Here is a 23070-nt window from a genome sequence, read left to right as displayed (position 1 = left end):
ATGCGATGGGTATCCACACCGGTGACTCCATCACCGTGGCGCCAGCACAAACCCTGACGGACAAAGAGTACCAAATCATGCGTAACGCCTCGCTGGCGGTACTGCGTGAAATCGGTGTGGAAACCGGTGGTTCAAACGTGCAGTTCTCGGTGAACCCGAAAGATGGTCGCCTGATTGTTATCGAGATGAACCCGCGTGTTTCACGCTCATCAGCGCTGGCGTCTAAAGCCACCGGCTTCCCGATTGCGAAAGTGGCGGCGAAACTGGCGGTAGGCTTCACGCTCGACGAGCTGATGAACGATATCACGGGTGGTCGTACCCCAGCGTCGTTCGAGCCTTCAATCGATTATGTTGTTACCAAGATTCCTCGCTTCAACTTCGAGAAATTTGCGGGCGCGAATGACCGTCTGACCACGCAGATGAAGTCGGTGGGTGAAGTGATGGCGATTGGCCGTACTTTCCAGGAGTCAATGCAGAAAGCACTGCGTGGTCTGGAAGTCGGTGCGAACGGTTTCGACCCGAAAGTAGATCTGGATGACGCAGAAGCCTTGACCCGTATCCGCCGCGAGCTGAAAGATGCCGGTTCTGACCGCATCTGGTACATCGCGGATGCATTCCGTGCGGGTATGTCTGTGGATGGCGTGTTCAACCTGACCAACATTGACCGCTGGTTCCTGGTGCAAATCGAAGAGCTGGTGCGTCTGGAAGAGCAGGTTGCCCGTGAAGGTGTGAACTCACTGAACGCTGATTTCCTGCGTGCTCTGAAGCGCAAAGGCTTTGCTGACGTGCGTCTGGCAAACCTGGCGGGCGTCGCTGAGAGCGAAATCCGCAAACTGCGTCAGCAGTTCAACCTGCATCCGGTTTACAAACGCGTGGATACCTGTGCGGCGGAATTCTCAACCGATACCGCGTACATGTACTCAACCTATGAAGAAGAGTGTGAAGCCAATCCAAACCAGGATCGTGACAAAATCATGATTCTGGGTGGCGGTCCAAACCGTATCGGCCAGGGTATCGAGTTCGACTACTGCTGCGTACATGCGGCGCTGGCGCTGCGCGAAGACGGTTACGAAACCATTATGGTGAACTGTAACCCGGAAACCGTATCGACGGACTATGACACTTCAGACCGTCTGTACTTCGAGCCGGTGACGCTGGAAGACGTGCTGGAAATCGTGCGTATCGAGAAGCCAAAAGGCGTGATCGTGCAGTACGGTGGTCAGACGCCACTGAAGCTGGCGCGTGCGCTGGAAGCAGCCGGCGTGCCAGTGATTGGCACCAGCCCGGATGCAATTGACCGTGCCGAAGACCGTGAGCGTTTCCAGCAGGCGGTTGATCGCCTGAGCCTGAAGCAACCGGCTAACGCCACCGTTGCCACCCTGGAACAAGCGGTAGAGAAAGCAGCAGGAATCGGCTATCCGCTGGTGGTACGTCCTTCCTATGTATTGGGCGGCCGCGCGATGGAAATCGTTTACGATGAAATCGACCTGAAGCGTTACTTCCAGACCGCCGTCTCTGTGTCTAACGATGCGCCGGTACTGCTGGACCGCTTCCTGGATGATGCGGTGGAAGTCGACGTTGACGCAATTTGCGACGGTGAGCGCGTGCTGATTGGCGGCATCATGGAGCACATCGAACAAGCGGGTGTTCACTCTGGTGACTCTGCCTGTTCACTGCCGGCTTACACCTTAAGCACTGATATTCAGAACGTCATGCGTCAGCAGGTGGAGAAACTGGCCTTTGAGCTGAACGTGCGCGGTCTGATGAACGTGCAGTTTGCGGTGAAAGACAACGAAGTTTACCTGATTGAGGTGAACCCACGTGCCGCGCGTACCGTGCCGTTTGTGTCAAAAGCCACGGGTGTACCGCTGGCGAAAGTGGCCGCACGCGTGATGGCAGGCAAAACGCTGGCCGAGCAGGGCGTAACGGAAGAGGTGATTCCACCTTACTACTCTGTTAAAGAAGTGGTACTGCCGTTCAACAAGTTCCAGGGTGTTGACCCTATCCTTGGCCCAGAGATGCGCTCTACTGGTGAGGTAATGGGCGTTGGTCGTACCTTCGCTGAAGCCTTCGCCAAAGCGATGCTGGGTGCGCAGAGCAATATGAAGAAAACCGGTCGTGCCCTGCTGTCAGTGCGCGAAGGTGATAAGAAGCGTATTGTTGACCTGGCCGCTAAGTTGCAGAAGTTTGGCTTCGAGTTAGATGCCACGCACGGTACCGCCGTGGTGCTGGGCGAAGCGGGTATCAACCCACGTCTGGTGAACAAGGTGCATGAAGGCCGTCCACATATCCAGGACCGCCTGAAGAACGGTGAATACACCTACATCGTGAACACCACCGCAGGACGTCAGGCGATTGAAGATTCAAAACTGATTCGCCGCAGTGCGCTGCAATATAAGGTGCACTATGACACCACGTTGAACGGTGGATTCGCTACAGCCATGGCGCTGAACGCTGACCCAACCGAGAAAGTGATTTCTGTGCAGGAAATGCACGCGCAAATCAAAGGTTAATCCCGCGATTGACCTGAATAAAACGGCCCTAAAAGGGCCGTTTTTTTTCGCCTGTTTTCCCCTGGTTGAATATCGTTATGTGTTAAAAATCTATTGATTTGACATAGTTTTTATCAGTTGATGCGATACCGGTTACACCTCGGATTATTCGCACAAATTTATAAATAAGATCCCGGGCAGCGCACCGTACTATTTCGCACGCTCACTAATAGAGCGCTCACCTTAACTGGGATATAAAAAATGAAAATGCGTGCTTTCACCCTCAGTGCAGTGGCTGCATTGTTAGTTGCTGCTCCTCTCGCCAGCCAGGCGGAAATTACCCTGCTCAAGCAGGATCCGCAGGCGGGCGATCCACTCAGCCGTCTTGATTTCAAAGTGGGCGGCAGTATTCGTCCACAGTTCCAGCATCAGGCGGGTGTGAACGACAAGTCTTACAAGCGTAATGGCTTTGATGGCGGTTCACGTTTCCGTTTCTCTGCTGATTACTACCTGTTTGATGACATCAGCTGGGTCAGCTACTACGAGCTGGGTGTGAACTTCCCGGCATGGTGGGGCTGGGATAACCACTATGCAGATGGCGCTCACAACACCACGCGTCGTCAGCTGTATACCGGTCTGAAAAGCAAAACCTGGGGTCAGCTGACCTTTGGTCAGCAGAACAGTATTTACTATGATGTGGTTGGCGCGAAGACCGATATCTGGGACTACGACATGCTGGCCCAGGCACCAGGCAACGGTATCAACGGCGACTACGACGGTTCTTATCGCTCACGTAAGATGCTGAAGTACAAAAACACCTTCGGCGATGTAGATGTTTATGCGTCATACCTGTTTGAAGATAACAACTACCTGCCAGGTAACGGCCTACGCTACAAGCGTAAAGGCGGCGGCTCACTGGGCGTGAACTATCACATCACCAAAGATCTGGCATGGGGCACCGCGTGGAACTACACGCGCGCTGATATCCACAACCCAGGCACTGGCGAAAGCAAAGATTACGACCAGAACATCTATGGTACCGCGCTGAGCTGGACGCCAGATAACTGGACGCTGTCTGCAGGCGGCGGCTGGTATCAGAACTTCTCACCAACCAAACGTAACACCGTGAACAACTACTTCGCGGATGATGCGTGGGGCGTGGAATACTTCGCGGGTTACAAGTTCCCAATCGGCCAGTATGCGGTTAAATCTATCCAGCCATACTTCATGGGCGACCGTCTGGAATTCGTCAACGGACGTAACTACAAGCGTATCGATAACGGCGTAGGTATCAGCACCAAGCTGGACTACGGCTTCCAGATTGATTACGAATATGTGATTACCTCCAGCACCGATAAATCACTGGGTAACATGAACCTGGTGCGTGTGCGCTACGACTTCTAATCGTGGTTTTAACGGCTCCTGCGGGAGCCGTTTTTCTTTGTCGCATAGAGTGCGATTTTCTTTACACTCCATCCCATCAATCCCTGTTTTCACCCTGAATTGTGCCGCTTCGCCGAACTATTCTGGCGCCTCTTCCCAGATATGCTGCGAAACTCGGTGTAAAACTCTGTCCAATAACAAAAATGCGGTGGCATAGGAGCTTTACGCAAATAGCGGGGTCGGCCTATCGACGAAACTTTCGCCTTTACGTATGATGGCGCCAATTTTTTTCCTGTAGGTCTTTTAACATGATTAGTCTCATCGCGGCACTGGCAGCCGATCGCATTATTGGTATGGAAAACGCCATGCCATGGAACCTGCCAGCAGATTTGGCGTGGTTTAAACGTCATACGCTGAATAAGCCGGTGATTATGGGTCGCCTGACCTTTGAATCCATTGGACGCCCATTACCGGGTCGTCTGAATATTGTGGTCAGCAGCCAGCCGGGGACGCATGAAGGCGTCACTTGGGTCACTTCACTGGATGAGGCGGTTAAAGCTGCCGGCGACGTCGAGGAGATAATGGTGATCGGTGGCGGCCGCATTTATGAACAGATGCTGGCACGTGCGGATCGTCTGTATCTGACCCATATTGATGCGGAAGTAGAAGGCGATACCCAATTCCCGGATTACGAGCCGGATGAGTGGCAGTCTACATTTAGTGAATTCCACGATGCGGATGCGCAGAATTCACACAGCTACTGCTTTGAGATTCTGGACCGCCGCCGCTAATTTTGCCTGGTGCGCATCAATGCGCACCCTACAAAGGCCGTGCTGCGTCTGCCTTGATGCGCACCCTACGAAGGTCGTGCAGCGTCATCGTAGGGGCGCCATTTATGGCGACCGATAAAAAGCCCCGCTCAACTGGCGGGGCTTTTTACTTACTGCGCGTCACTGAGTGGTGGATGTGCGCTGACTGCGCTTTCTGCCATCGCCTGCACGCGATTCGATTGCTGCACGTGATACTGCATGGTTTCCCAATGCAACAAGGTCAGCGTGCCGCCCCAGCAGCAACCGGTATCGAGGCCAATCACATGGCTTGGCGTGCCTTTACCTTCCAGTGAAGCCCAGTGACCAAAAATTTGCGTATATTCACTGCCAATCTTGCCGGGAACATTGAACCAGGGTTTGAGTGGCGGTGGGGCAGAGTTCGGCGCTTCTTTACAGATCATATCCAGCTGACCGTTGGGGAAACAGAAGCGCATGCGTGTCAGCGCATTGGTGCTGAATCGCAGGCGTGCCAGACCCGTCATTTCCGGTGTCCAGTTGTTTGGCATGTCGCCATACATTGCATCCAGGAACAGGGGGTAGGTATCGCTGGAAAGCACCGCTTCCACTTCAGCCGCGCACAGTTTCGCGGTATCGAGATCCCATTGCGGCGTGATGCCCGCATGCGCCATCAATAGCTTCTTTTCTTCGTCAACCTGCAGCAGCGGCTGGCGACGCAACCAGTTAATCAGTTCATCCGCATCGGCAGCCTCTAACAACGGCGTCAGGCGATCTTTCGGCTTGTTACGGCTGATGCCCGCATAAACAGCCAGCAGGTGCAGATCGTGATTGCCCAGCACCAGGCGCACGCAATCTCCCAGCGATTTCACGTAGCGTAAGACGTCCAGCGAACCCGGTCCGCGCGCGACTAAGTCGCCCGTTAGCCACAGCTCATCTTGCTGTGGATCGAAATCAACGCGCGCCAACAGCGCACGTAATTCGTCATAACAGCCGTGGATATCGCCAATCAGGTATGTGCTCATTACGTCAGTCCGATCAAAACGCGCCGCCCGGACTGGCCGGGCGGAGGAGGATTAATGAATGTGGGTTTGTATTGCGAGTCGGAACACCGGAATCTCGACGTGGAACTCTTCGCCTTCTTCGTCGATCATCACATAGTGACCTTGCATGGTGCCCATTGGTGTTTCAAGCACCGCACCGCTGGTGTATTGGAACTCTCCGCCAGCAGCAATGTGCGGTTGCTCGCCTACCACGCCTTCACCTTGTACTTCCGTCTCGCGACCGTTGCCATTGGTGATTAGCCAGTAGCGGCTCTGCAACTGCACGCTGTTACGCCCCAGATTGCGAATGGTGATGGTGTAGGCAAACACGTAGCGATCCTCGTCGGGCAAGGATTGCGATTCCACATATTGGCTCAATACATGGACACAGACGCGGGCCAATTCACTCATACACTCAGCTCTCCGGCGTTTCAGCCTGATGGTTACCCAGCCAGTTGGCCAGTTGACAATACTGCGCCACGGTGACATTTTCTGCACGCAGCGAGGCATCAATATCGAGTTGATCCAGCGCACCGGCCGCAAACATATGTGCGAGACTGTTACGCAGAGTTTTACGACGTTTACCGAACGCTTCCGTGGTAATACGGCTCAGCAGACGAATATCGCTGACCGGATGCGGTGGCTGTGCATAAGGCATCAAACGTACCACGGCGGAATCCACTTTAGGTGGTGGGGTAAAGGATTCAGGTGGCACTTCCAGCACCGGAATAACCTGGCAGTAATATTGCGCCATCACGCTCAGACGACCATAGGCTTTGCTGCCTGGTCCGGCAACTAAACGGTTAACCACTTCTTTCTGCAGCATGAAGTGCATGTCTTTAATCGAACCAGTATAGCTGAAAAGGTGGAACATCAGCGGCGTGGAGATATTGTAAGGCAGATTGCCGAACACTCGCAGCGGCTGACCTTTCTCCTGCGCCAGAGCGGAGAAATCAAAGGTCATCGCATCTTGCTGATAGATGGTCAGCTTAGGGCCGAGGAACGGATGGGTCTGCAAACGCGCGGCCAGGTCGCGGTCCAGCTCAACAACGGTCAATGCATCGAGACGTTCGCCGACGGGCTCCGTTAAGGCGCCAAGGCCGGGACCAATCTCCACGATAGCTTCTCCCTTCTGCGGGTGAATAGCGGAGACAATGCTGTCGATAATGTACTGATCGTTCAGGAAGTTTTGCCCGAAACGTTTACGGGCGTAGTGCCCCTGGTGGACGCGATTATTCATTACTGCTCTTGATCATAGTGATGGCGAGATTAAGCGCCGTGATAAAGCTGCCCGGTTCTGCCTTGCCCTGGCCGGCTAATTCAAGCGCGGTGCCGTGGTCGACAGAGGTCCGGATAAAGGGCAGGCCAAGGGTGATATTCACCGCACGACCAAACCCCTGAAATTTTAGCACCGGTAAGCCCTGATCGTGATACATCGCCAGGACGGCATCGGCATGTTGCAAATATTTCGGCTGGAACAAGGTATCCGCTGGCAAAGGGCCAGTGAGCTGAATGCCTTGCTGACGCAGTTCGTCGAGCGCCGGAATAATGGTATCAATTTCTTCGCGACCCATGTGACCACTTTCGCCAGCATGAGGGTTTAAGCCGCAAACGAAGATGTGTGGCTGCGCTAAGCCAAATTTCTGCTGCAAATCCTGATGCAGAATGGTGATCACTTCATGCAGGCTGTCGCGGGTGATGGCATCGGAGACATCTTTTAATGGCAGATGGGTGGTCGCCAAAGCAACGCGTAACTCTTCCGTTGCCAGCATCATCACCACGCGGTCTCCGCCTGCGCGATCGGCAAAGAATTCGGTATGGCCGGTAAACGGAATGCCGGCATCATTGATCACACCTTTATGGACCGGACCGGTGATCAGCGCAGCGAACTCGCCATTCAGGCAGGCATCACAGGCACGTGCCAGCGTCTCCAGCACATAGTGACCGTTTGCGACGGTGAGCTCACCGGGCGTCACGGGTTGAGCGGTATCGACCTGCAACAGCGTTAACGTACCCGCCTGCTGCGGTTGCGCGGCTACACCAGCTTGGTAATCACGCAGCGTTAACGGCAAGCCGAGTTGGCTGGCGCGTTGGCGGAGCAGATTACCGTCGGCACACACCACCAGCTCAACTGGCCAGTCAAGCTGGGCCAGTTGAACGGTGAGATCAGGACCAATCCCGGCGGGTTCGCCGGGCGTGATCACCACACGATAGTTACTGGCCATTGCCATCCAGAATTTTCACGTAAGCACTGGCGCGCTGTTCCTGCATCCAGGTCTGTGCTTCTTCAGCAAATTTACGGTTGAACAACAGGCGATAAGCACGCTCTTTCTGCGCTGCATCGGTTTTGTCCACCTGGCGGGTATCCAGCAGCTGAATCAAGTGCCAGCCGAAGGATGAGTGTACTGGCTCGCTGATCTGGCCTTTCTGCAACTTCAGCAGTGCATCACGGAATGCCGGATCGTAGATTTCTGGGGTTGCCCAGCCGAGATCGCCACCCTGGTTAGCCGAACCGGGATCGTCAGAGAACTGTTTTGCTGCGGCGGCAAAGGTGGTTTTACCACTTTTGATATCAGCAGCGATCTGCTCGATCTTCGCCTGCGCCTGCGCGTCAGTGAGAATCGGTGACGGCTTCAGCAGAATGTGACGCGCATGTACTTCGGTTACCGAGATATTTTTACTCTCACCGCGCAGATCGTTCACTTTCAGGATGTGGAAGCCCACGCCGGAACGGATTGGGCCAACGATGTCTCCTTTCTTCGCGGTGCTCAGTGCCTGAGAGAACAGGGTTGGCAGTTCTTCAATTTTTGCCCAGCCCATGTTGCCGCCTTTCAGCGCTTGTGGATCGGCAGAGTAGGTGACCGCCAGTTTACCGAAGTCGGCACCGCCTTTCAGTTGTCCCACCAGCTGACGCGCCAGCGCTTCCTGATCGTCCACCTGTTGCTGGGTTGGATTTTCGGGCAGCGGCAGCAGGATCTGGCTGACATTCAGCTCCGTACCCTGGGCGTTTTGTGAACCAACCTGAGCGGCGAGCGCATCAACTTCCTGTGGCAGGATGGTCACACGACGGCGCACTTCGTTGTTACGCACTTCAGAAATCAGCATCTCCTGGCGAATCTGCGCACGGTAAGCATTGTAATTCATACCGTCATAGGCGAGGCGGCTGCGCAGCTGATCCATGGTCATCTTATTCTGTGCGGCAATGTTCTGGATCGCCTGATCCAGCTGCTGATCGCTGACCTGCAGGCCGGCTTTTTCACCCATCTGAAGAATGATGGCATCCATGACCTGACGCTCAAGGATCTGATGACGCAAGGTTTTGTCATCAGGTAACTGCTGATGTGCCTGCTGCGCCTGTGATTTCACGGTGCGCATCATGTTATCAACGTCACTTTCCAGCACCACACCGTTGTTCACGACTGCGGCAACTTTATCAACCTCTTGTGGGGCTGCGAACGCAGTGTTAGCGGTAATCGCTACACCAAGAATCAGCATTCTCCAGTTCTTCATACTTTATCCATTGTTGTTTCCGCACTGCGGGATAGCCTGTCAAACATCACAACATCAGAAAGCGCGCTGGTAAGGGATGATGCCCTGACGCAGCATTTCATTGGTGCCTAAGCCATAGTTAGAACTCAGACCACGTAGCTCAATGTTGAATGAGATTTGGTTGTCGTACTTACTGTCGTTGTTTTCCCAACCGTTGATCTTGCGCTCGTAACCCAGACGAATGGCATAGCAGCACGAGCTGTACTGCAAGCCGATAAGCTGCTCAGCCGGACGACTGTTGCGGGTATCGTAGTAATAACCTCCCACCAGTGACCAGGCATCGGCAATCGGCCAGCTCCCGGTCGCACCCACTTGTGAAATCCCGTTCTTATAAATCGGGTTAGTCAGCAAGCTGGCGTTATTCAGTGCCTGAGCAACATACTCCGGGCTGCTGTAACGGTAGCTTAACTGCACCATACGATCGGCATCCTGGCGGTATTCCAGGATGGCGTTGCCTTGAGCGACGTTATCGAGGCGGGTGTCATATTGCAGTCCGCCGCGCGCGCCCCAGCGATCGCTGATTTTCCAGTACGTATCGCCAGCCCACACCAGGCTGCCGGTATCATCTTCGTCACTTGTCTGGTTTACGCCGGTACGAGACGGGGTAAACGAGTAGATTTGACCTACAGAAACGTTAAAACGTTCAACCAGATCGTTATCATAAATTCGTGTGGTCAAACCGGTTGCGACTTCGTTCGCTGAAGCGATGCGGTCCAGACCACTGTAAGTACGATCGCGGAACAGGCCGGTGTAGTCTGTTTGCAACAGTGTGGAGTCGTACGGATAGATGTTGCTCTGGTTACGATACGGAATGTAGAGGTACTGAACACGCGGCTCCAGCGTTTGCGTGTAGCCCGGCTCCCAATCCATATTACGGTCAAATACCAGACGTCCATCCACTTTGAATTGTGGCAGAGTACGGTTGACCGAATCATCTAAGTGATTCCCTGTACTGTCGATACCTGAGATTTGGTTATTGTTGTATCGATCAATATTGTCTTGCTGGTAATGAGTGGCCAGGAATTTGGCTTCAGTATCCAGACTTGCCCAGCCATTAGACAGCGGCAGATTCAGCGTTGGCTCAATGTGGAGACGGGTGGCCTCCGGCATTTTGCTGTTCACGTTAGTGAATTTCACCGCCTGTGCATAGATGCGGCCATCAAAGGGTCCAATATCGTTCTGATAAAGATTCAGATCGAGCTGCGGCATCGCGCGATACACGTTGGTGGAGTCTGTGGTGCCGAAGACCTGGAAGTCTTTGGTCGACAGGGTCGCATCCCAGTTTGTGTCGGCGTAACCGAAGCTAAATTTCTGCGTCGCGTAACCGTCGGTAGAGCTGTAATACTTCGAGTCGAGATCGTTGAAGTAGTAAGGATCGCTCACCTTGGTGTAGTTGGCATTGAAACGCCAGTGCTGTTCATAGACGCCCGCATGCTGCCAGTAGAACAGCCAGCGATCGGAGCTGTCATTCTCGGCGATTCCACGCACCGCTTTGTCGTTGTCGTACTGCTTATCTGAAGGCAGATAATCCAGTTCCATCAAACCGGCACCAAACACGGTCAGATAGCGGAATTCATTCTGCAATTGCAGACCACGTTTACTCATGTAATGCGGCGTAATAGTGGCATCTGCCTGTGGCGCGATGTTCCAGTAATACGGCAACATGAACTCGAAGCCATTGTTACTGCCGTACTTCGCGTTGGGGATCAGGAAACCAGAACGACGGCGATCGCCAATCGGTAACTGCAGATACGGGCTGTAGAATACCGGGACATTGCCGAGTTTGAAGCGCGCATTCCAGATTTCGGCCACTTCTTCCTGGCGATCCTGAATCACTTCGGAGCCAACCACACTCCAGCTGTTGGAACCCGGCAAGCACGATGTAAAGCTGCCGTTTTCCAGAATGGTATAGCGGTTATCACCGCGCAGTTTCATCTGATCGGCGACGCCACGCCCCTGACGGCCGACCATTTGATAGTCACCGTTCCAGACGTTGGTGTCTTTAGTATTAAGATTGGACCATGCTTTCGGACCTTTCAGGATGACCTGATTGTCGTCATAGTGCACATTACCCAGCGCATCGACTGTACGTACTGGCGTGGTTTGCCCATCCTGCTGGCGCTGATGCAGTTGCATCTCATCGGCGCGTAAGCGGCTATTGCCCTGCTGCACGTCAACATTGCCAGTAAAAACCGCGTCATTCGGGTAGTTACCCTTGGCCGAGTCAGAGTGAATGGTGACAGGCAACGAATTGGTATCGCCACTGACCAGTGGACGGTTGTAGCTCGGCACGCCCAGCATACACTGCGACATAAGGTCGTCGGCGAACGTCTGCTGACTGTAGAGCGCTGCACCAATCATGGTTGCCAGCAGGGTAGGTATCTGTTTTTTCATACGCGGTTCGGGATTTCCATGAGAACGGGCATCATGCCGACAATCGGCTCAGAGACTAACTTACTGCCCGGCGTTGTGCCAGTGTTAATCCTTGTCTGATCGCGTTGCTGTTAGGCACTGAAGTAAATGAAAGGTATGATAATGCAATTTTCAGCCGCAAGCATGGCGAATTGAGGAGTTTATGCGCTACTGGGGAAAAGTTATTGGTCTGGCTCTCGGCTTACTTTCCGGGGCAGGCTTTTGGGGCATTGTACTGGGTCTGCTCATTGGCCATATGTTTGACAAAGTGCGCAGTGTGAAAGGACAGGGTTATTTCGCCAACAATCAGGCGCGACAAACCCTGTTTTTCAGTACCACTTTTCAAGTGATGGGCCATTTGACCAAGTCAAAAGGGCGCGTCACCGAAGCCGATATTCAGATTGCTTCTTTATTCATGGATCGTATGCAACTGCATGGCGATGCGCGCGTGGCTGCCCAAAGGGCTTTCCGCGAAGGCAAGCAGAGCGACTATCCACTGCGGAATAAACTGCGTGAGCTGCGTAGCGCCTGTTTTGGCCGCTTCGACCTGATTAGGATGTTTCTGGAAATTCAGATCCAGTCAGCGTTCGCCGATGGGTCGCTGCATCCCAATGAGCGTCAGGTGCTGTATGTGATCGCTGAAGAGCTGGGTATTTCGCGCACTCAGTTCGATCAGTTCCTGCGCATGATGGAAGGCGGGCAACAGTTCGGCGGCGGTGGTTCGTCCTACGGTGGTGCCTATCAGCAGGCGAAACGTGGGCCAACGTTAGAGGATGCGTGTAGCGTGCTCGGCGTGAAAAGCAGTGACGACAGCACCACCATCAAACGGGCTTACCGCAAACTGATGAGCGAGCACCATCCGGATAAACTGGTGGCGAAAGGATTGCCTCCGGAAATGATGGAGATGGCGAAGCAGAAAGCGCAGGAGATTCAGGCGGCTTATGATCTGATTCGTAAGGAAAAGGGGTTTAAGTAGGGCTTTTTTCCCCTCCCCCTGGCCCTCTCCCGCAAGCGGGCGAGGGGACTGATTGAGCGAATTTCTATTAAAGCTTCAGACTGACACATCACACTGTACGTCACCTTCTCCCGCTTGCGGGAGAAGGCTGGGATCAGGGAAGCCGTTAAAAATCCGCCGGCTGCTTAAACGTCATGCTATTGCCGAAGGCCGGATGGGTGATCGTCAGGGACTCCGCATGTAACTGCAAACGCTCGCCCATGGCTAATGCCTCTTCGTGGGCATAAAAACGATCGCCCAGAATCGGATGACCCAGTGCCAGCAAATGCACGCGCAGTTGATGCGAGCGTCCGGTAATCGGCTTAAGCCGCACGCGAGCACTGTTTCCTGCCTCATACTCCAGCACCTGATACTCGGTCTGCGCGGCTTTACCGTTCTCGAAGCACACCATTTGCTTTGGCCGATTTGGCCAGTCACAAATTAAGGGCAGATCGATCAAGCCCTCTTCAGCAACAGGATGGCCCCAGATGCGTGCGACATAGTACTTAGAAGGCTCCCGCTCACGGAACTGACGCTTTAGCTCTCGCTCCGCCGCTTTATTCAGCGCCACTACGATCACACCGCTGGTCGCCATATCCAGTCGATGTACCGATTCCGCCTGAGGAAAATCACGCTGGATGCGCGTCATCACGCTGTCCTTATGCTCCTCAAGCCGGCCCGGCACGGACAACAAGCCACTTGGCTTGTTCACCACCATAATATGCTCGTCCTGATACAGAATATGTAACCAGGGTTCCAGCGGCGGATTGTAGGCTTCCATCAACATGTCGTAGTGACCTTAAGCGATTATTGGTGCGTCACGACGATCAGACGCAGCGCATCCAGACGCCAGCCCGCATCGCCCAGGCTTTCCAGCACCTGCTCGCGATTGCTTTCCAGCGCTTCAACCTCATCATCACGGATGTTAGGGTTGACCGCTTTCAACGCTTCCAGGCGTGACAACTCGGCGCTCAGCTTCTCATCCGCTTCCACTTTCGCGGCAGCGATCAATGCCTGTGCTTCCGGCACAATCATCTTCTCGGCCTGCGTCAGAATCTCGTGCACTTCCTGCTGAACCGCATTAACCAGCTTGCTGCCGGTGTGGCGATTAACGGCATTCAGCTGACGGTTGAAGCTTTCAAACTCCACTTTGCCTGCCAGGTTGTTACCGGCACGGTCCATCAGCAAACGTACCGGTGTCGGCGGCAGGAAGCGGGTGAGCTGCAGGCTCTTCGGCGCCTGGGCTTCCACGACGTAAATCATCTCAACCAGCAGCGTGCCCACTGGCAGCGCCTTGTTTTTCAACAGCGACAGCGCGCAGCTGCCGGTATCGCCCGACAGAATCAGGTCGAGACCGTTGCGGATCAGCGGATGTTCCCAAGTGATAAACTGGGTATCTTCACGTGACAACGCCTGGTTACGGTTGAACGTGACCGTGCAGCCGTCTTCTGGTAAGCCTGGGAAATCCGGCACCAGCATGTGATCGGAGGGGGTCAGCACGATTAAGCTGTCGCTGCGGTCTTCCTGATTGATACCGACGATATCAAACAGATTCAGCGCGAAGTTGACCAAATCGGTGTCGTTATCCTGCTCGCCAATCGCATTCGCCAGCACTTGCGCCGCTTCACCACCGTTTGAGTTCAACTCCAGCAAGCGGTCACGGCCTTGTTCCAGCTGGGCTTTCAGCGCGTCGTGCTGTTTCCGGCTTTCTGTGATGAACTCATCCAGACCTTGCGGGTTCTCTGGTGCCGCGAGGAATTCAATCAGTTTGCTATATTCGCTGTCGTAAATGGTGCGACCGGTTGGGCAGGTATGCTCAAACGCATCCAGCCCTTCGTTGTACCAACGCAGCAGCACCGCCTGTGCGGTTTTTTCCAGCCACGGCACCAGAATCTGGATATCGTGCATCTGACCGATACGATCGAGACGACCAATACGCTGTTCCAGCAAATCCGGGTTGAATGGCAGGTCAAACATCACCAGGCGGCTGGCGAACTGGAAGTTACGGCCTTCCGATCCGATTTCAGAGCACAGCAGCACCTGCGCACCTTCTTCTTCAGAGGCGAAGAAAGCCGCTGCGCGGTCGCGTTCCAGAATCGATAACCCTTCATGGAACACCGCGGCACGAATGCCTTCGCGCTCACGCAGCACTTGCTCAAGCTGCAGTGCAGTGGCGGCTTGGGCACAGATCACCAACACCTTCTCTTTACGGTTACTGGTCAGATAGCCCATCAACCATTCAACGCGAGGATCGAAGTTCCACCAGGTGCCACTATCACCTTCAAACTCCTGGTAAATCTTCTCTGGATACAGCATGTCGCGCGCACGCTCTTCAGCACTTTTACGCGTTCCCATGATGCCAGAGACTTTGATCGCGGTTTGATACTGCGCGGGCAGCGGCAAACGGATCTGATGCAGTTCGCGTTTTGGGAAGCCCTTCACGCCATTACGGGTGTTACGGAACAGGACGCGGCTGGTGCCGTGGCGATCCATCAGCATGGAAACCAGCTCTTTGCGCGCGTCCTCTTTGCCGTCGCGATCGCTATTGGCGACCTGCAGCAGCGGCTCAATATCTTGCTCGCCGATCAGGTCGTTGATCAGGTTCATCTCTTCTTTGCTGATCGCATGGTCGGCCAGCAGCGAGCTGACGGCATCGGCCACCGGACGATAGTTCTGCTGCTCAGCCACAAACTGGCTGAAGTCGTGGAAGCGATTGGGATCCAGCAGGCGCAAACGTGCGAAGTGGCTCTCCAGGCCCAGCTGTTCAGGTGTGGCGGTCAGCAACAGTACGCCAGGGGTTTTCTCCGCTAACTGCTCAATCACCTGGTATTCGCGGCTAGGTGCTTCTTCGCTCCAGGCCAGGTGGTGAGCTTCATCGACCACCAACAGATCCCATTCGGCATCGGCCAGTAATTCGAGACGCTGTTTATTACGACGCACGAAGTCCAGTGAGCAGATAATCAGCTGCTCGGTTTCAAAGGCGTTGTCACTGTCGTGTTGCGCTTCGGTGTAACGGTCATCATCAAACAGCGCAAAGCGCAGGTTGAAGCGACGTAACATCTCAACCAGCCACTGATGCTGCAAGGTTTCCGGTACCACGATCAGCACACGTTCGGCGCGGCCAGCCAGCAACTGCTGCTGGATAATCATCCCGGCTTCGATGGTTTTACCCAAGCCCACTTCATCGGCCAGCAAAACGCGAGGGGCATGACGGCGACCCACATCATGGGCGATGTGCAGCTGATGGGGGATTAGATTGGTGCGCATTCCGCGTAAGCCGCTGATCGGCAAGCGATACTGCTCACTCTGATATTTACGCGCGCGGAAACGCAGTGCAAAACGATCCATGCGGTCGAGCTGACCGGCAAACAGACGGTCCTGAGGTTTGCTGAATACCAGTTTGCTATCCAGCATCACTTCACGCATCACCACGCCGCTTTCTGCGGTGTCGAGACGTGTGCCGATGTAAGTCATTAATTCGTTATCGTTACGGACTTCATCGACGCTCATCTGCCAACCTTCGTGGTTGGTGATGGTGTCACCCGGATTAAAAATCACACGCGTGACGGGCGCATCATTGCGGGCATACAGGCGGTTTTCGCCGGTTGCCGGAAACATCATGGTGATCATGCGCGTATCAATCGCCACAACCGTTCCCAGTCCCAGTTCACTTTCTGTATCACTAATCCAGCGTTGACCCAGTGTAAAAACCATATATTTTTAGCTCGACTCTCTGACATGCCATAAAGAAGTTCACCTGTACTCAGGCAATACATCGCCGCCAAACGAGAGTTTGGTCAGATTGTATCTGCGGTGAGAATCAGGAAGGGCGCTATGGTACTGGATGGCAAGGCATTCGTCACCTGTCAAAAAAGCCCCAACTGCCCAGTAATGAGTGTAGCAAAGTCATCGCCAACGAAGGGTAAAATGCCTTCCGCCACCGGCTGTAACTGCTTGGTGACGTAGTGATCGTAGTCTAAGGGCGTGCTGCGTGCTTCCAGCGGTTCCGGGCCAGCGGTCGCCATCACATAGCGAATGGAGCCGCCATTTTGATACTGCAGCGGGCGCTGTAGTTTCCGATTTTGCTCATCGGCAATACGCGCTGCGCGCACATGGGGTGGCACATTTTTTTCATAATCTTTTAACGCCCGGCGCAGCCGCTTTTTGTAGATCAACTGATCATCCAGTTCGCCCGCCAGCAACTGGGCTACTGTTTCACGGATATAGTCTTGCCAGGGCTCGCCACGGAAAATGCGACCATACAAATTTTGCTGGAACTGCTGTGCGAGCGGCGTCCAGTCGGTGCGCACCGATTCCAGCCCTTTGAACACTAATCGTTCCGTGCCGTCGGTACGAATCATCCCGGCGTAACGCTTTTTGCTACCTTGCTCGGCCCCGCGAATGGTCGGCATCAGGAAGCGGCTGAAATGGGTTTCGTATTCCAGCTCCAGTGCACTCTCCAGCCCGTAAGTTTGCTGCAGATGCTGCTGCCACCAGCTGTTGACCTGTTCTGCCAGGCGACGGCCAATTGCTGTGGCATCCGCTTCGCTGTGTGCGCTTTTCAGCCAGACAAAGGTTGAATCGGTATCGCCGTAAATGACATCAAAACCCTCGGCTTCGATCAGTTGACGCGTTTGCTGCATGATGGCGTGCCCGCGCAGGGTGATCGATGACGCCAGGCGAGGATCAAAGAAGCGGCAGGCGCTGGTGCCGAGCACGCCATAAAAGGCGTTCATGATGATCTTTAATGCCTGCGACAAGGGTTGATTGCCCTCGCGCTTTGCGGCTTCACGCCCTTGCCAAATCTGCTGCACAATCGCCGGTAAGCAATGTGTATGGCGCGAGAAGCGCGCATGGCGGAAGCCGGGCACCGAATCTTTATCATCCGGATGTGCCAGCCCTTCAACCAGACCCACAGGATCGATCAGGAACGTGCGGATAATCGAGGGGTAGAGGCTTTTGTAGTCCAGCACCAGTACCGAATCATAAAGACCGGGACGAGAATCCATCACGTAGCCGCCAGGGCTGGCTTCGGGGGCCACTTCACCGAGATTAGGTGCGACAAACCCGGCGCGATGCATGCGCGGAATATAGAGGTGACCGAACGCGGCCACCGAGCCCCCGTGGCGATCCACGGCCAGGCCATTGACGGTGGCGCGTTCCAACAGGAACGGCATGATGGCAGTGTGCTGAAAGATACGCGTCACCAGCTCGCAGTCTTTCAGGTTGTACTTCGCCAACGCCGGTTTGTCATGGGCAAAACGCCAGTTGATCTCTTCCATGCGCTGCCAGGGGTTATCAATGGCTTTGCCTTCACCGAGCAACTGTCGTGACACCGCTTCGAGGCTGAATGAGGGGAAATCCCAAAACGCTGATTTAAGCGCTTCAATGCCATCGATCACCAGCCGCCCTTGGGCCTGGGCGAAAAACACACCCGGTTTGAAACCGTGCTCGCGCCACTCCAGCGCTTGATTTTGCCGGCCTAAACGCAGCGGAATGCCATAACGGTCGGCGTGTTTTTGCAGCACGCGCAGGTCAAACTGCACCACACTCCAGCCAATAATCACGTCCGGGTCGTGACGCGCAAACCAGGCATTGAGCTGCTCCAGCAACTGGGGGCGACTGTCCACATAGATCAGGTCGAAATCCAGCGCGCTGGCATCGCCGTTTGGCGGACCGAGCATGTAAACCTGGCGCTGACCGCAGCCTTCAAGTCCGATACAGTAGAGTTCGCCGTGCTCGGTGGTTTCAATGTCCAGCGACACCCATTTCAGCTGTGGACGATAATCAGGATGCGGTTTCAGGCGCGCATTGACCACGCTGTCGCCACGAACGTCACCGCTGAACCACACGGGGGCGGTAATGAATCGCTCCATTAAATAGCGTTCAGGCGGCCGAATATCGGCTTCATATACGGCGATGCCATTTTCGCGCAGGCGCTTTTCCAGATTTTGCAACTGGCGGTTGCTGCGGCAATAGAGACCAAATACCGGACGGCGACGAAAATCTTTCAGGGTCAGTGCTTGCAGACGCGTGTGACGCTCATCAGCGATCAGCGCTTCGGTTTGGCTGCGAAATTCTTCCGGAATAAACGCCACCGACTCCTGCGCGGGCAGCACCAGGCGTTGCGGCCCTTGGTCGGTGGCCAGCCACAGCACCACTTCGCTGCCCGTTGGCGTGTCTCGCCAGTGTCGGGTGAGTAGAAAACCTGCGCGCGGATCGGTCACGTGAACTCCAGAGATTGAATTACATTGAGTATATCATGGATGTTTATACAGTGTGCTGTTGGCTGAATTGTCAATATTGACGTACAAATCTTGGCTTGACGCTGTGGCGCTGGCTCCGGACAATCCAGCCTCTATATTCCGCAGAGGATAGTTATGGAAGCCTGGATTCAACACCTGTTTACGCAATCGCTGGAGTTCGCCCTCTTTGCCGTGGCGCTGGTCACCTTTCTGGAGTCGCTGGCGTTCGTGGGATTGCTGTTACCAGGCACCGTATTGATGGCCAGCCTTGGGGCGCTGGTCGGTAGCGGACAGATTGGCCTTTATCCCGCCTGGGCGGCTGGTTTTGCCGGTTGTCTAATCGGCGATTGGGTGTCATACGGTATCGGCTGGAAGTTTCAGGGGCCGCTGCATCGTTGGAAATATCTGAAAAAGTATAAAGGCTTGCTGGATAAAACCGAGCATGCTCTGCACGAACACAGCATGTTCACCATCCTGGTGGGGCGCTTTGTCGGTCCGACCCGACCACTGATTCCACTGGCGGCGGGCATGCTGGAGCTGCCGGTACGCAAGTTCCTGCCGCCTAACCTGATCGGCTGTATTCTCTGGCCGCCCGCCTATCTGATGCCGGGTATTTTGGCGGGTGTGGCGATTGATGTGCCGCAGGCGGCGCAAGGAGGCAACTTCAAATGGCTGCTGTTGCTGGTTGCGGTGCTGGTGTGGCTGGGTTGCTGGCTGCTGTGGCGTTGGTATCGCAGTGGCAAAACGATCGATTGGGCGACCAAATATCTGCCGCTCGCCCGTCTGCGTTGGCTGGCACCGCTGTCGGCAGCCATCGGCGTGGCGGCATTTATTGCCATTCAATACCACCCGATGATGCCGATCTTCCGTCAGTTGCTGTGGAAGGTGTTCTTCGCTTAAGACTTTCTCACGCCAAGGATGGCGGCCGCTTCACTCTCACCGTTGATCAAACTTTCTGTGCTGCCATCCCAGTAAATCTGGCCATCCACCACCACCAGGCTGCGTGGGGCAATCTGTTGCGCATCTTCCAAACTGTGCGACACCATCAGCAAGGTAATGTTGCGACTTTCGCACACCGAGCGCACCAGTTGCAGCATCTCACCGCGCAGTGCCGGATCGAGCGCGGAAAAAGGCTCATCCAGCAGTAAGATTGGCTGATTGCGCAGCAGGCAGCGCGCCAGCGCGACGCGTTGACGCTGACCGCCTGACAGCTGACCGGGTAAGCGCGTCAGCAGGCTTTGCAAACCGGTTTGTTCGGCGATGGCGGCGATCTGTTGCTGCTGTTGCGGCGTGAGTTTCAGGCCGGGGTGTAAACCCAATCCCAGATTCTGCTGCACCGTGAGGTGCGGGAACAGATTGTTCTCCTGAAACAGCATCGATACCGGTCGCGCCGAGGGGACGCTGCGCGTGTGATCGACGCCATTCATGATCAAGGTTCCCTGGCTGACGGGCAGGAAGCCGCCCAGCAGACTCAGTAAGGTGCTTTTACCCGCACCGCTTGGGCCAAGGATCGCCAGGCGCTCACCCGCCTGCGCCTCGAAACGGAAGCGCATCGGCAAGTTTTGGTACAGGTAGGTGAGGTTATTCAGTGTCAGCATGGCGACCCGGCAATTTTTCCATCAGAGTAAAGAGTAACAGGCACAGCAATAACAGCAGCAGTGCCGTGACGGCACCATCCTCACCGCGATAGGCCCCAATTTGCTGGAACAGATAGAACGGCAGGGTGCGGAAATCGGCGCTGCCAAACAGCGCGACCACACCGAAATCGCCGATGGAGAGCACGCAGGCAAATGCCAGCGCCTGGGCCAATGGGCGCTTCAGCGCGCGCAGTTCAATCATTTTCAGGCGATTAAACCCGGCAATGCCGAGCGAAGCACAGAGCTGGCTGTAACGCGTATTGATATCGCGCATCGGGTTTTCCAGCACTTTCATGGCATAAGGGATGGCGATCAACGCATTGGTGAAAATCACCAGCCCGTCGGCCCGCTGTGGCAAACCGATCGTGGCGTTGAACAGCAGGAAGAATCCACTGGCCAGCACGATGCCTGGCATCGCCAGAATCAGCATACCGCTCAGTTCCATCGCCTGAGCCGCCACCTTACGTTGGCGCTGGCGTAATTCTCGGCTGCTCCACAGCAGCATTATGGTCAGTATCACGCACAGCAGCCCGGCACCGAGCGCGATGCGCAGTGACGTCAAGGTCGCCTGCCACAGCGCAGGTTGTTGCAGCGCGCCCGCCACGCCGCCGCGTAAGCCATCAACAACCACTGCGGCTAAGGGCGGCAGGAGCAGCAAGAGCGCAAGGCCAATCAGTAGGGTATCGCTGATGCGTGCCTGCCAGGAATCCTGCGGGTCGCGCCAACCGCGAATGTTCTGGCTGCCCGTGGGAATGGCTTTGCTAAAGCGTTGGCTTAACAGCACCAGCATTAAGCAGCAACCGAGCTGGAGCAGTGCCAGCAGCGCCGCCCGGCTGGGATCGTAATCGAAACTCAACGCCTGATAGATCGCCAACTCCAGCGTGGTGGCTTGTGGGCCGCCACCCAACGCCAGCACCGTGGCGAAACTGGCAAAGCACAGCATAAAGATCAGCGCGGCGGTGGGCAGGATTTGGCGGCGCAACCACGGCCACTCCAGCAGACGAAACTGGTTCCAGCCTCGCAGGCCAAGCTGTGCGGCGAGTTGGCGCTGTTCACCGGGAATATTCTCCAACGCCTGCAGTAGCATGCGCGTGGCCAAAGGCAGATTGAAGAACACGTGCGCTAGCAGAATGCCCTGCAAACCATAAGGTGAGAAGCGGTAATCAAGGCCCAACAGAGCACAGAGTTGGGCCAGCCAGCCGCTGCGACCGTAGACGCTGAGCAGCCCGAACACCGCGACCAGCACCGGCAGCACCAGCGTCATGGCGCACAGGCGTAGCAACAGCGTTCGTCCGGGGAAGCGACGGCGATAGAGCGCCCGCGCGAGCAAAATGGCGGGCAGCACGGACATCAGGGCCGACAGCAGCGCCTGCTCAAAGGAGAACGCCAGCACATGATGCAGATAACTGTCTGTGAGCAGGGCGCGCCAGTCTGTCACTGGCGCGGCCACGACCAGCGCGCCAAAGGCCAGCAGCGCCACCGCACAGAGTAGGAGTGCGATGGCCGTGCCAGGGATCAACCAACCGGGCATTATTGGCTAACGGCGCGTTGCCATGCGCTAATCCAATCGGCACGATGATCGGCAACTTGCGCAGGTGTAAATTGCAGGGCGTTTGCCGGGACAGTCAGCGATTGATATCCGGCGGGCAGATCGCTTTTGATCACCGGATACATCCAGTTGCCTGTGGGGATGGTCTGCTGGAAGGCTGGTGACACCATAAACTGCATAAATTGCTGTGCCAGTTTCGGTTGCTTGCTGCTGGCGAGTTGGGCTGCAACTTCCACCTGCAAATAGTGCCCTTCGCTGAAGGAGGCGGCCGCGTAGTTCTCTTTTTTCTCTTCAATGATGTGGTAAGCCGGAGAAGTGGTGTAACTCAGCACCAGATCGCTTTCCCCTTTCAGGAACAAGCCGTAGGCTTCACTCCAGCCTTTGGTGACGGTAACGGTCTTTTTCGCCAGCTTCTGCCAGGCGTCAGGTGCTTGATCGCCGTACACTTTCTGCATCCACAGCAGTAAACCGAGGCCAGGCGTACTGGTGCGCGGATCTTCATAAATTACGCGCCACTTCTCAGAGCTTTCCACCAACTCTTTCAGGCTTTTCGGCGGGTTTTTCAGCTTGTTTTTATCGTAAACGAACGCGAAGTAGCCGTAGTCAAACGGAATGAAAGTGTCGTTGTGCCAGGCATCTGGCAACTGGAGTTTGCTGGTGTCCACGGCGCTCTTGGCGAACAAGCCGGTTTTCTCGGCGGCCTGCACCAGATTATTGTCGAGACCCAGCACTACATCGGCTTTACTGTTTTTGCCTTCCATGCGCACGCGGTTGAGCAGTGACACACCATCTTCCAGAGCGACATATTTCAGTTCGCAGCCACATTCAGCTTCAAAGGCTTTTTTAACTGCCGGGCCCGGACCCCAGTCCGCAGAGAAGGAATCATAGGTATACACGGTGAGTACCGGTTTGGCGGCGAAAGCCGGGGCAGCAACCAGCAGGACCAGAGGCAGGACTTTGTTTAACACTTTGCGCTCCTTG

17 protein-coding genes are annotated in these 23070 nt (G+C 55.2%); 5 read left to right on the top strand and 12 right to left on the bottom strand.

Annotated features, from left to right (window positions below; all coding sequences use genetic code 11):
* The 3 genes from carB to folA all read left to right on the top strand — a co-directional run.
* Window positions 1-2513 (top strand): carbamoyl-phosphate synthase large subunit (gene carB, locus PSSD_RS10270; RefSeq protein ID WP_058971239.1); only part of this gene is annotated, 2513 nt, incomplete at its 5' end.
* 240 nt (window positions 2514-2753) lie between these two features.
* Window positions 2754-3896: a porin gene (locus PSSD_RS10265; protein ID WP_039329398.1), complete on the top strand. Its 1143-nt coding sequence runs from the start codon at window positions 2754-2756 to the stop codon at window positions 3894-3896.
* 287 nt (window positions 3897-4183) lie between these two features.
* Window positions 4184-4666 carry a type 3 dihydrofolate reductase gene (gene folA, locus PSSD_RS10260; protein ID WP_039329396.1) on the top strand — a complete coding sequence of 161 codons (483 nt, stop codon included), beginning with the start codon at window positions 4184-4186 and terminating at the stop codon, window positions 4664-4666.
* 149 nt (window positions 4667-4815) lie between these two features.
* Here folA and apaH read toward each other — a convergent pair whose 3' ends face one another.
* From apaH to lptD, 6 genes are read right to left on the bottom strand one after another with little or no spacing between them, the layout of a single operon-like run.
* Window positions 4816-5685 carry a bis(5'-nucleosyl)-tetraphosphatase (symmetrical) ApaH gene (gene apaH / locus PSSD_RS10255; protein ID WP_058971230.1) on the bottom strand — a complete coding sequence of 290 codons (870 nt, stop codon included), beginning with the start codon at window positions 5683-5685 and terminating at the stop codon, window positions 4816-4818.
* Window positions 5686-5736: 51 nt separating this feature from the next.
* Window positions 5737-6114, bottom strand: coding sequence for a Co2+/Mg2+ efflux facilitator ApaG/CorD (gene apaG, locus PSSD_RS10250; protein WP_039329393.1), 378 nt, complete (start codon window positions 6112-6114; stop codon window positions 5737-5739).
* 4 nt (window positions 6115-6118) lie between these two features.
* On the bottom strand, window positions 6119-6943 hold the full coding sequence (gene rsmA, locus PSSD_RS10245; protein WP_058971227.1) for a 16S rRNA (adenine(1518)-N(6)/adenine(1519)-N(6))-dimethyltransferase RsmA: 825 nt from the start codon (window positions 6941-6943) through the stop codon (window positions 6119-6121).
* Entirely contained in the window at window positions 6936-7928 is a 993-nt protein-coding gene (gene pdxA, locus PSSD_RS10240; protein WP_058971236.1) for a 4-hydroxythreonine-4-phosphate dehydrogenase PdxA, read from the bottom strand. Before pdxA ends, rsmA begins: the two co-directional genes overlap by 8 nt.
* Window positions 7918-9213, bottom strand: a complete 1296-nt coding sequence (surA, locus tag PSSD_RS10235; protein ID WP_039329389.1) for a peptidylprolyl isomerase SurA — start codon at window positions 9211-9213, stop codon at window positions 7918-7920. Before surA ends, pdxA begins: the two co-directional genes overlap by 11 nt.
* A gap of 54 nt (window positions 9214-9267) precedes the next feature.
* Window positions 9268-11646 (bottom strand): LPS assembly protein LptD, encoded by a 2379-nt coding sequence (gene lptD, locus PSSD_RS10230; protein WP_058971224.1) that lies wholly within the window; start codon window positions 11644-11646, stop codon window positions 9268-9270.
* 181 nt (window positions 11647-11827) lie between these two features.
* On the opposite strand from lptD, the gene djlA reads away from it, so the two are divergent.
* Complete coding sequence (gene djlA, locus PSSD_RS10225) at window positions 11828-12640, top strand: co-chaperone DjlA (RefSeq protein WP_058971221.1); 813 nt, start codon at window positions 11828-11830, stop codon at window positions 12638-12640.
* A 145-nt stretch (window positions 12641-12785) separates the two neighbouring features.
* Here the strand turns inward: djlA and rluA are convergent, their stop codons facing one another.
* The 3 genes from rluA to polB form a co-directional block, all read right to left on the bottom strand.
* Entirely contained in the window at window positions 12786-13445 is a 660-nt protein-coding gene (gene rluA, locus PSSD_RS10220; protein WP_058971218.1) for a bifunctional tRNA pseudouridine(32) synthase/23S rRNA pseudouridine(746) synthase RluA, read from the bottom strand.
* Window positions 13446-13465: 20 nt separating this feature from the next.
* On the bottom strand, window positions 13466-16372 hold the full coding sequence (rapA, locus tag PSSD_RS10215) for an RNA polymerase-associated protein RapA (RefSeq protein ID WP_058971215.1): 2907 nt from the start codon (window positions 16370-16372) through the stop codon (window positions 13466-13468).
* 152 nt (window positions 16373-16524) lie between these two features.
* The gene (polB, locus tag PSSD_RS10210) at window positions 16525-18885 is read right to left on the bottom strand and encodes a DNA polymerase II (RefSeq protein ID WP_058971212.1); all 2361 of its coding nucleotides are present in this window, start codon (window positions 18883-18885) and stop codon (window positions 16525-16527) included.
* Window positions 18886-19038: 153 nt separating this feature from the next.
* Here polB and PSSD_RS10205 point away from each other — a divergent pair, with 153 nt between their 5' ends.
* Window positions 19039-19803 carry a DedA family protein gene (locus PSSD_RS10205; RefSeq protein WP_039329378.1) on the top strand — a complete coding sequence of 255 codons (765 nt, stop codon included), beginning with the start codon at window positions 19039-19041 and terminating at the stop codon, window positions 19801-19803.
* Here the strand turns inward: PSSD_RS10205 and thiQ are convergent.
* Genes thiQ through thiB form a run of 3 tightly spaced genes read right to left on the bottom strand, consistent with a single transcriptional unit; the run spans window position 19800 to window position 23057 of the window.
* Window positions 19800-20501, bottom strand: coding sequence for a thiamine ABC transporter ATP-binding protein ThiQ (gene thiQ, locus PSSD_RS10200; protein WP_058971209.1), 702 nt, complete (start codon window positions 20499-20501; stop codon window positions 19800-19802). The two genes, PSSD_RS10205 and thiQ, sit on opposite strands and share 4 nt — an antisense overlap.
* On the bottom strand, window positions 20485-22071 hold the full coding sequence (gene thiP / locus PSSD_RS10195; protein WP_058971205.1) for a thiamine/thiamine pyrophosphate ABC transporter permease ThiP: 1587 nt from the start codon (window positions 22069-22071) through the stop codon (window positions 20485-20487). Before thiP ends, thiQ begins: the two co-directional genes overlap by 17 nt.
* A complete protein-coding gene (gene thiB / locus PSSD_RS10190) occupies window positions 22071-23057 on the bottom strand; it encodes a thiamine ABC transporter substrate binding subunit (protein WP_058971233.1) in 987 nt (328 codons plus the stop codon). The genes thiP and thiB overlap by 1 nt, the downstream gene beginning before the upstream one ends.
* Window positions 23058-23070 lie beyond the last annotated feature (13 nt).

Origin of the sequence: Type-D symbiont of Plautia stali, from assembly GCF_001485335.1 — a bacterium.
GTDB lineage: Bacteria > Pseudomonadota > Gammaproteobacteria > Enterobacterales > Enterobacteriaceae > Pantoea > Pantoea vagans_C.
Note: the sequence above shows the minus strand (reverse complement) of the source record. Positions and strands in the feature narration are given on the sequence as shown.

Coding starts and splice junctions, on each gene's coding strand:
- PSSD_RS10265 (WP_039329398.1), top strand. CDS start 2,754: ATGAAAATGCGTGCTTTCACCCTCAGTGCAGTGGCTGCATTGTTAGTT.
- folA (WP_039329396.1), top strand. CDS start 4,184: ATGATTAGTCTCATCGCGGCACTGGCAGCCGATCGCATTATTGGTATG.
- apaH (WP_058971230.1), bottom strand. CDS start 5,685: ATGAGCACATACCTGATTGGCGATATCCACGGCTGTTATGACGAATTA.
- apaG (WP_039329393.1), bottom strand. CDS start 6,114: ATGAGTGAATTGGCCCGCGTCTGTGTCCATGTATTGAGCCAATATGTG.
- rsmA (WP_058971227.1), bottom strand. CDS start 6,943: ATGAATAATCGCGTCCACCAGGGGCACTACGCCCGTAAACGTTTCGGG.
- pdxA (WP_058971236.1), bottom strand. CDS start 7,928: ATGGCCAGTAACTATCGTGTGGTGATCACGCCCGGCGAACCCGCCGGG.
- surA (WP_039329389.1), bottom strand. CDS start 9,213: ATGAAGAACTGGAGAATGCTGATTCTTGGTGTAGCGATTACCGCTAAC.
- lptD (WP_058971224.1), bottom strand. CDS start 11,646: ATGAAAAAACAGATACCTACCCTGCTGGCAACCATGATTGGTGCAGCG.
- djlA (WP_058971221.1), top strand. CDS start 11,828: ATGCGCTACTGGGGAAAAGTTATTGGTCTGGCTCTCGGCTTACTTTCC.
- rluA (WP_058971218.1), bottom strand. CDS start 13,445: ATGTTGATGGAAGCCTACAATCCGCCGCTGGAACCCTGGTTACATATT.
- rapA (WP_058971215.1), bottom strand. CDS start 16,372: ATGGTTTTTACACTGGGTCAACGCTGGATTAGTGATACAGAAAGTGAA.
- PSSD_RS10205 (WP_039329378.1), top strand. CDS start 19,039: ATGGAAGCCTGGATTCAACACCTGTTTACGCAATCGCTGGAGTTCGCC.
- thiQ (WP_058971209.1), bottom strand. CDS start 20,501: ATGCTGACACTGAATAACCTCACCTACCTGTACCAAAACTTGCCGATG.
- thiP (WP_058971205.1), bottom strand. CDS start 22,071: ATGCCCGGTTGGTTGATCCCTGGCACGGCCATCGCACTCCTACTCTGT.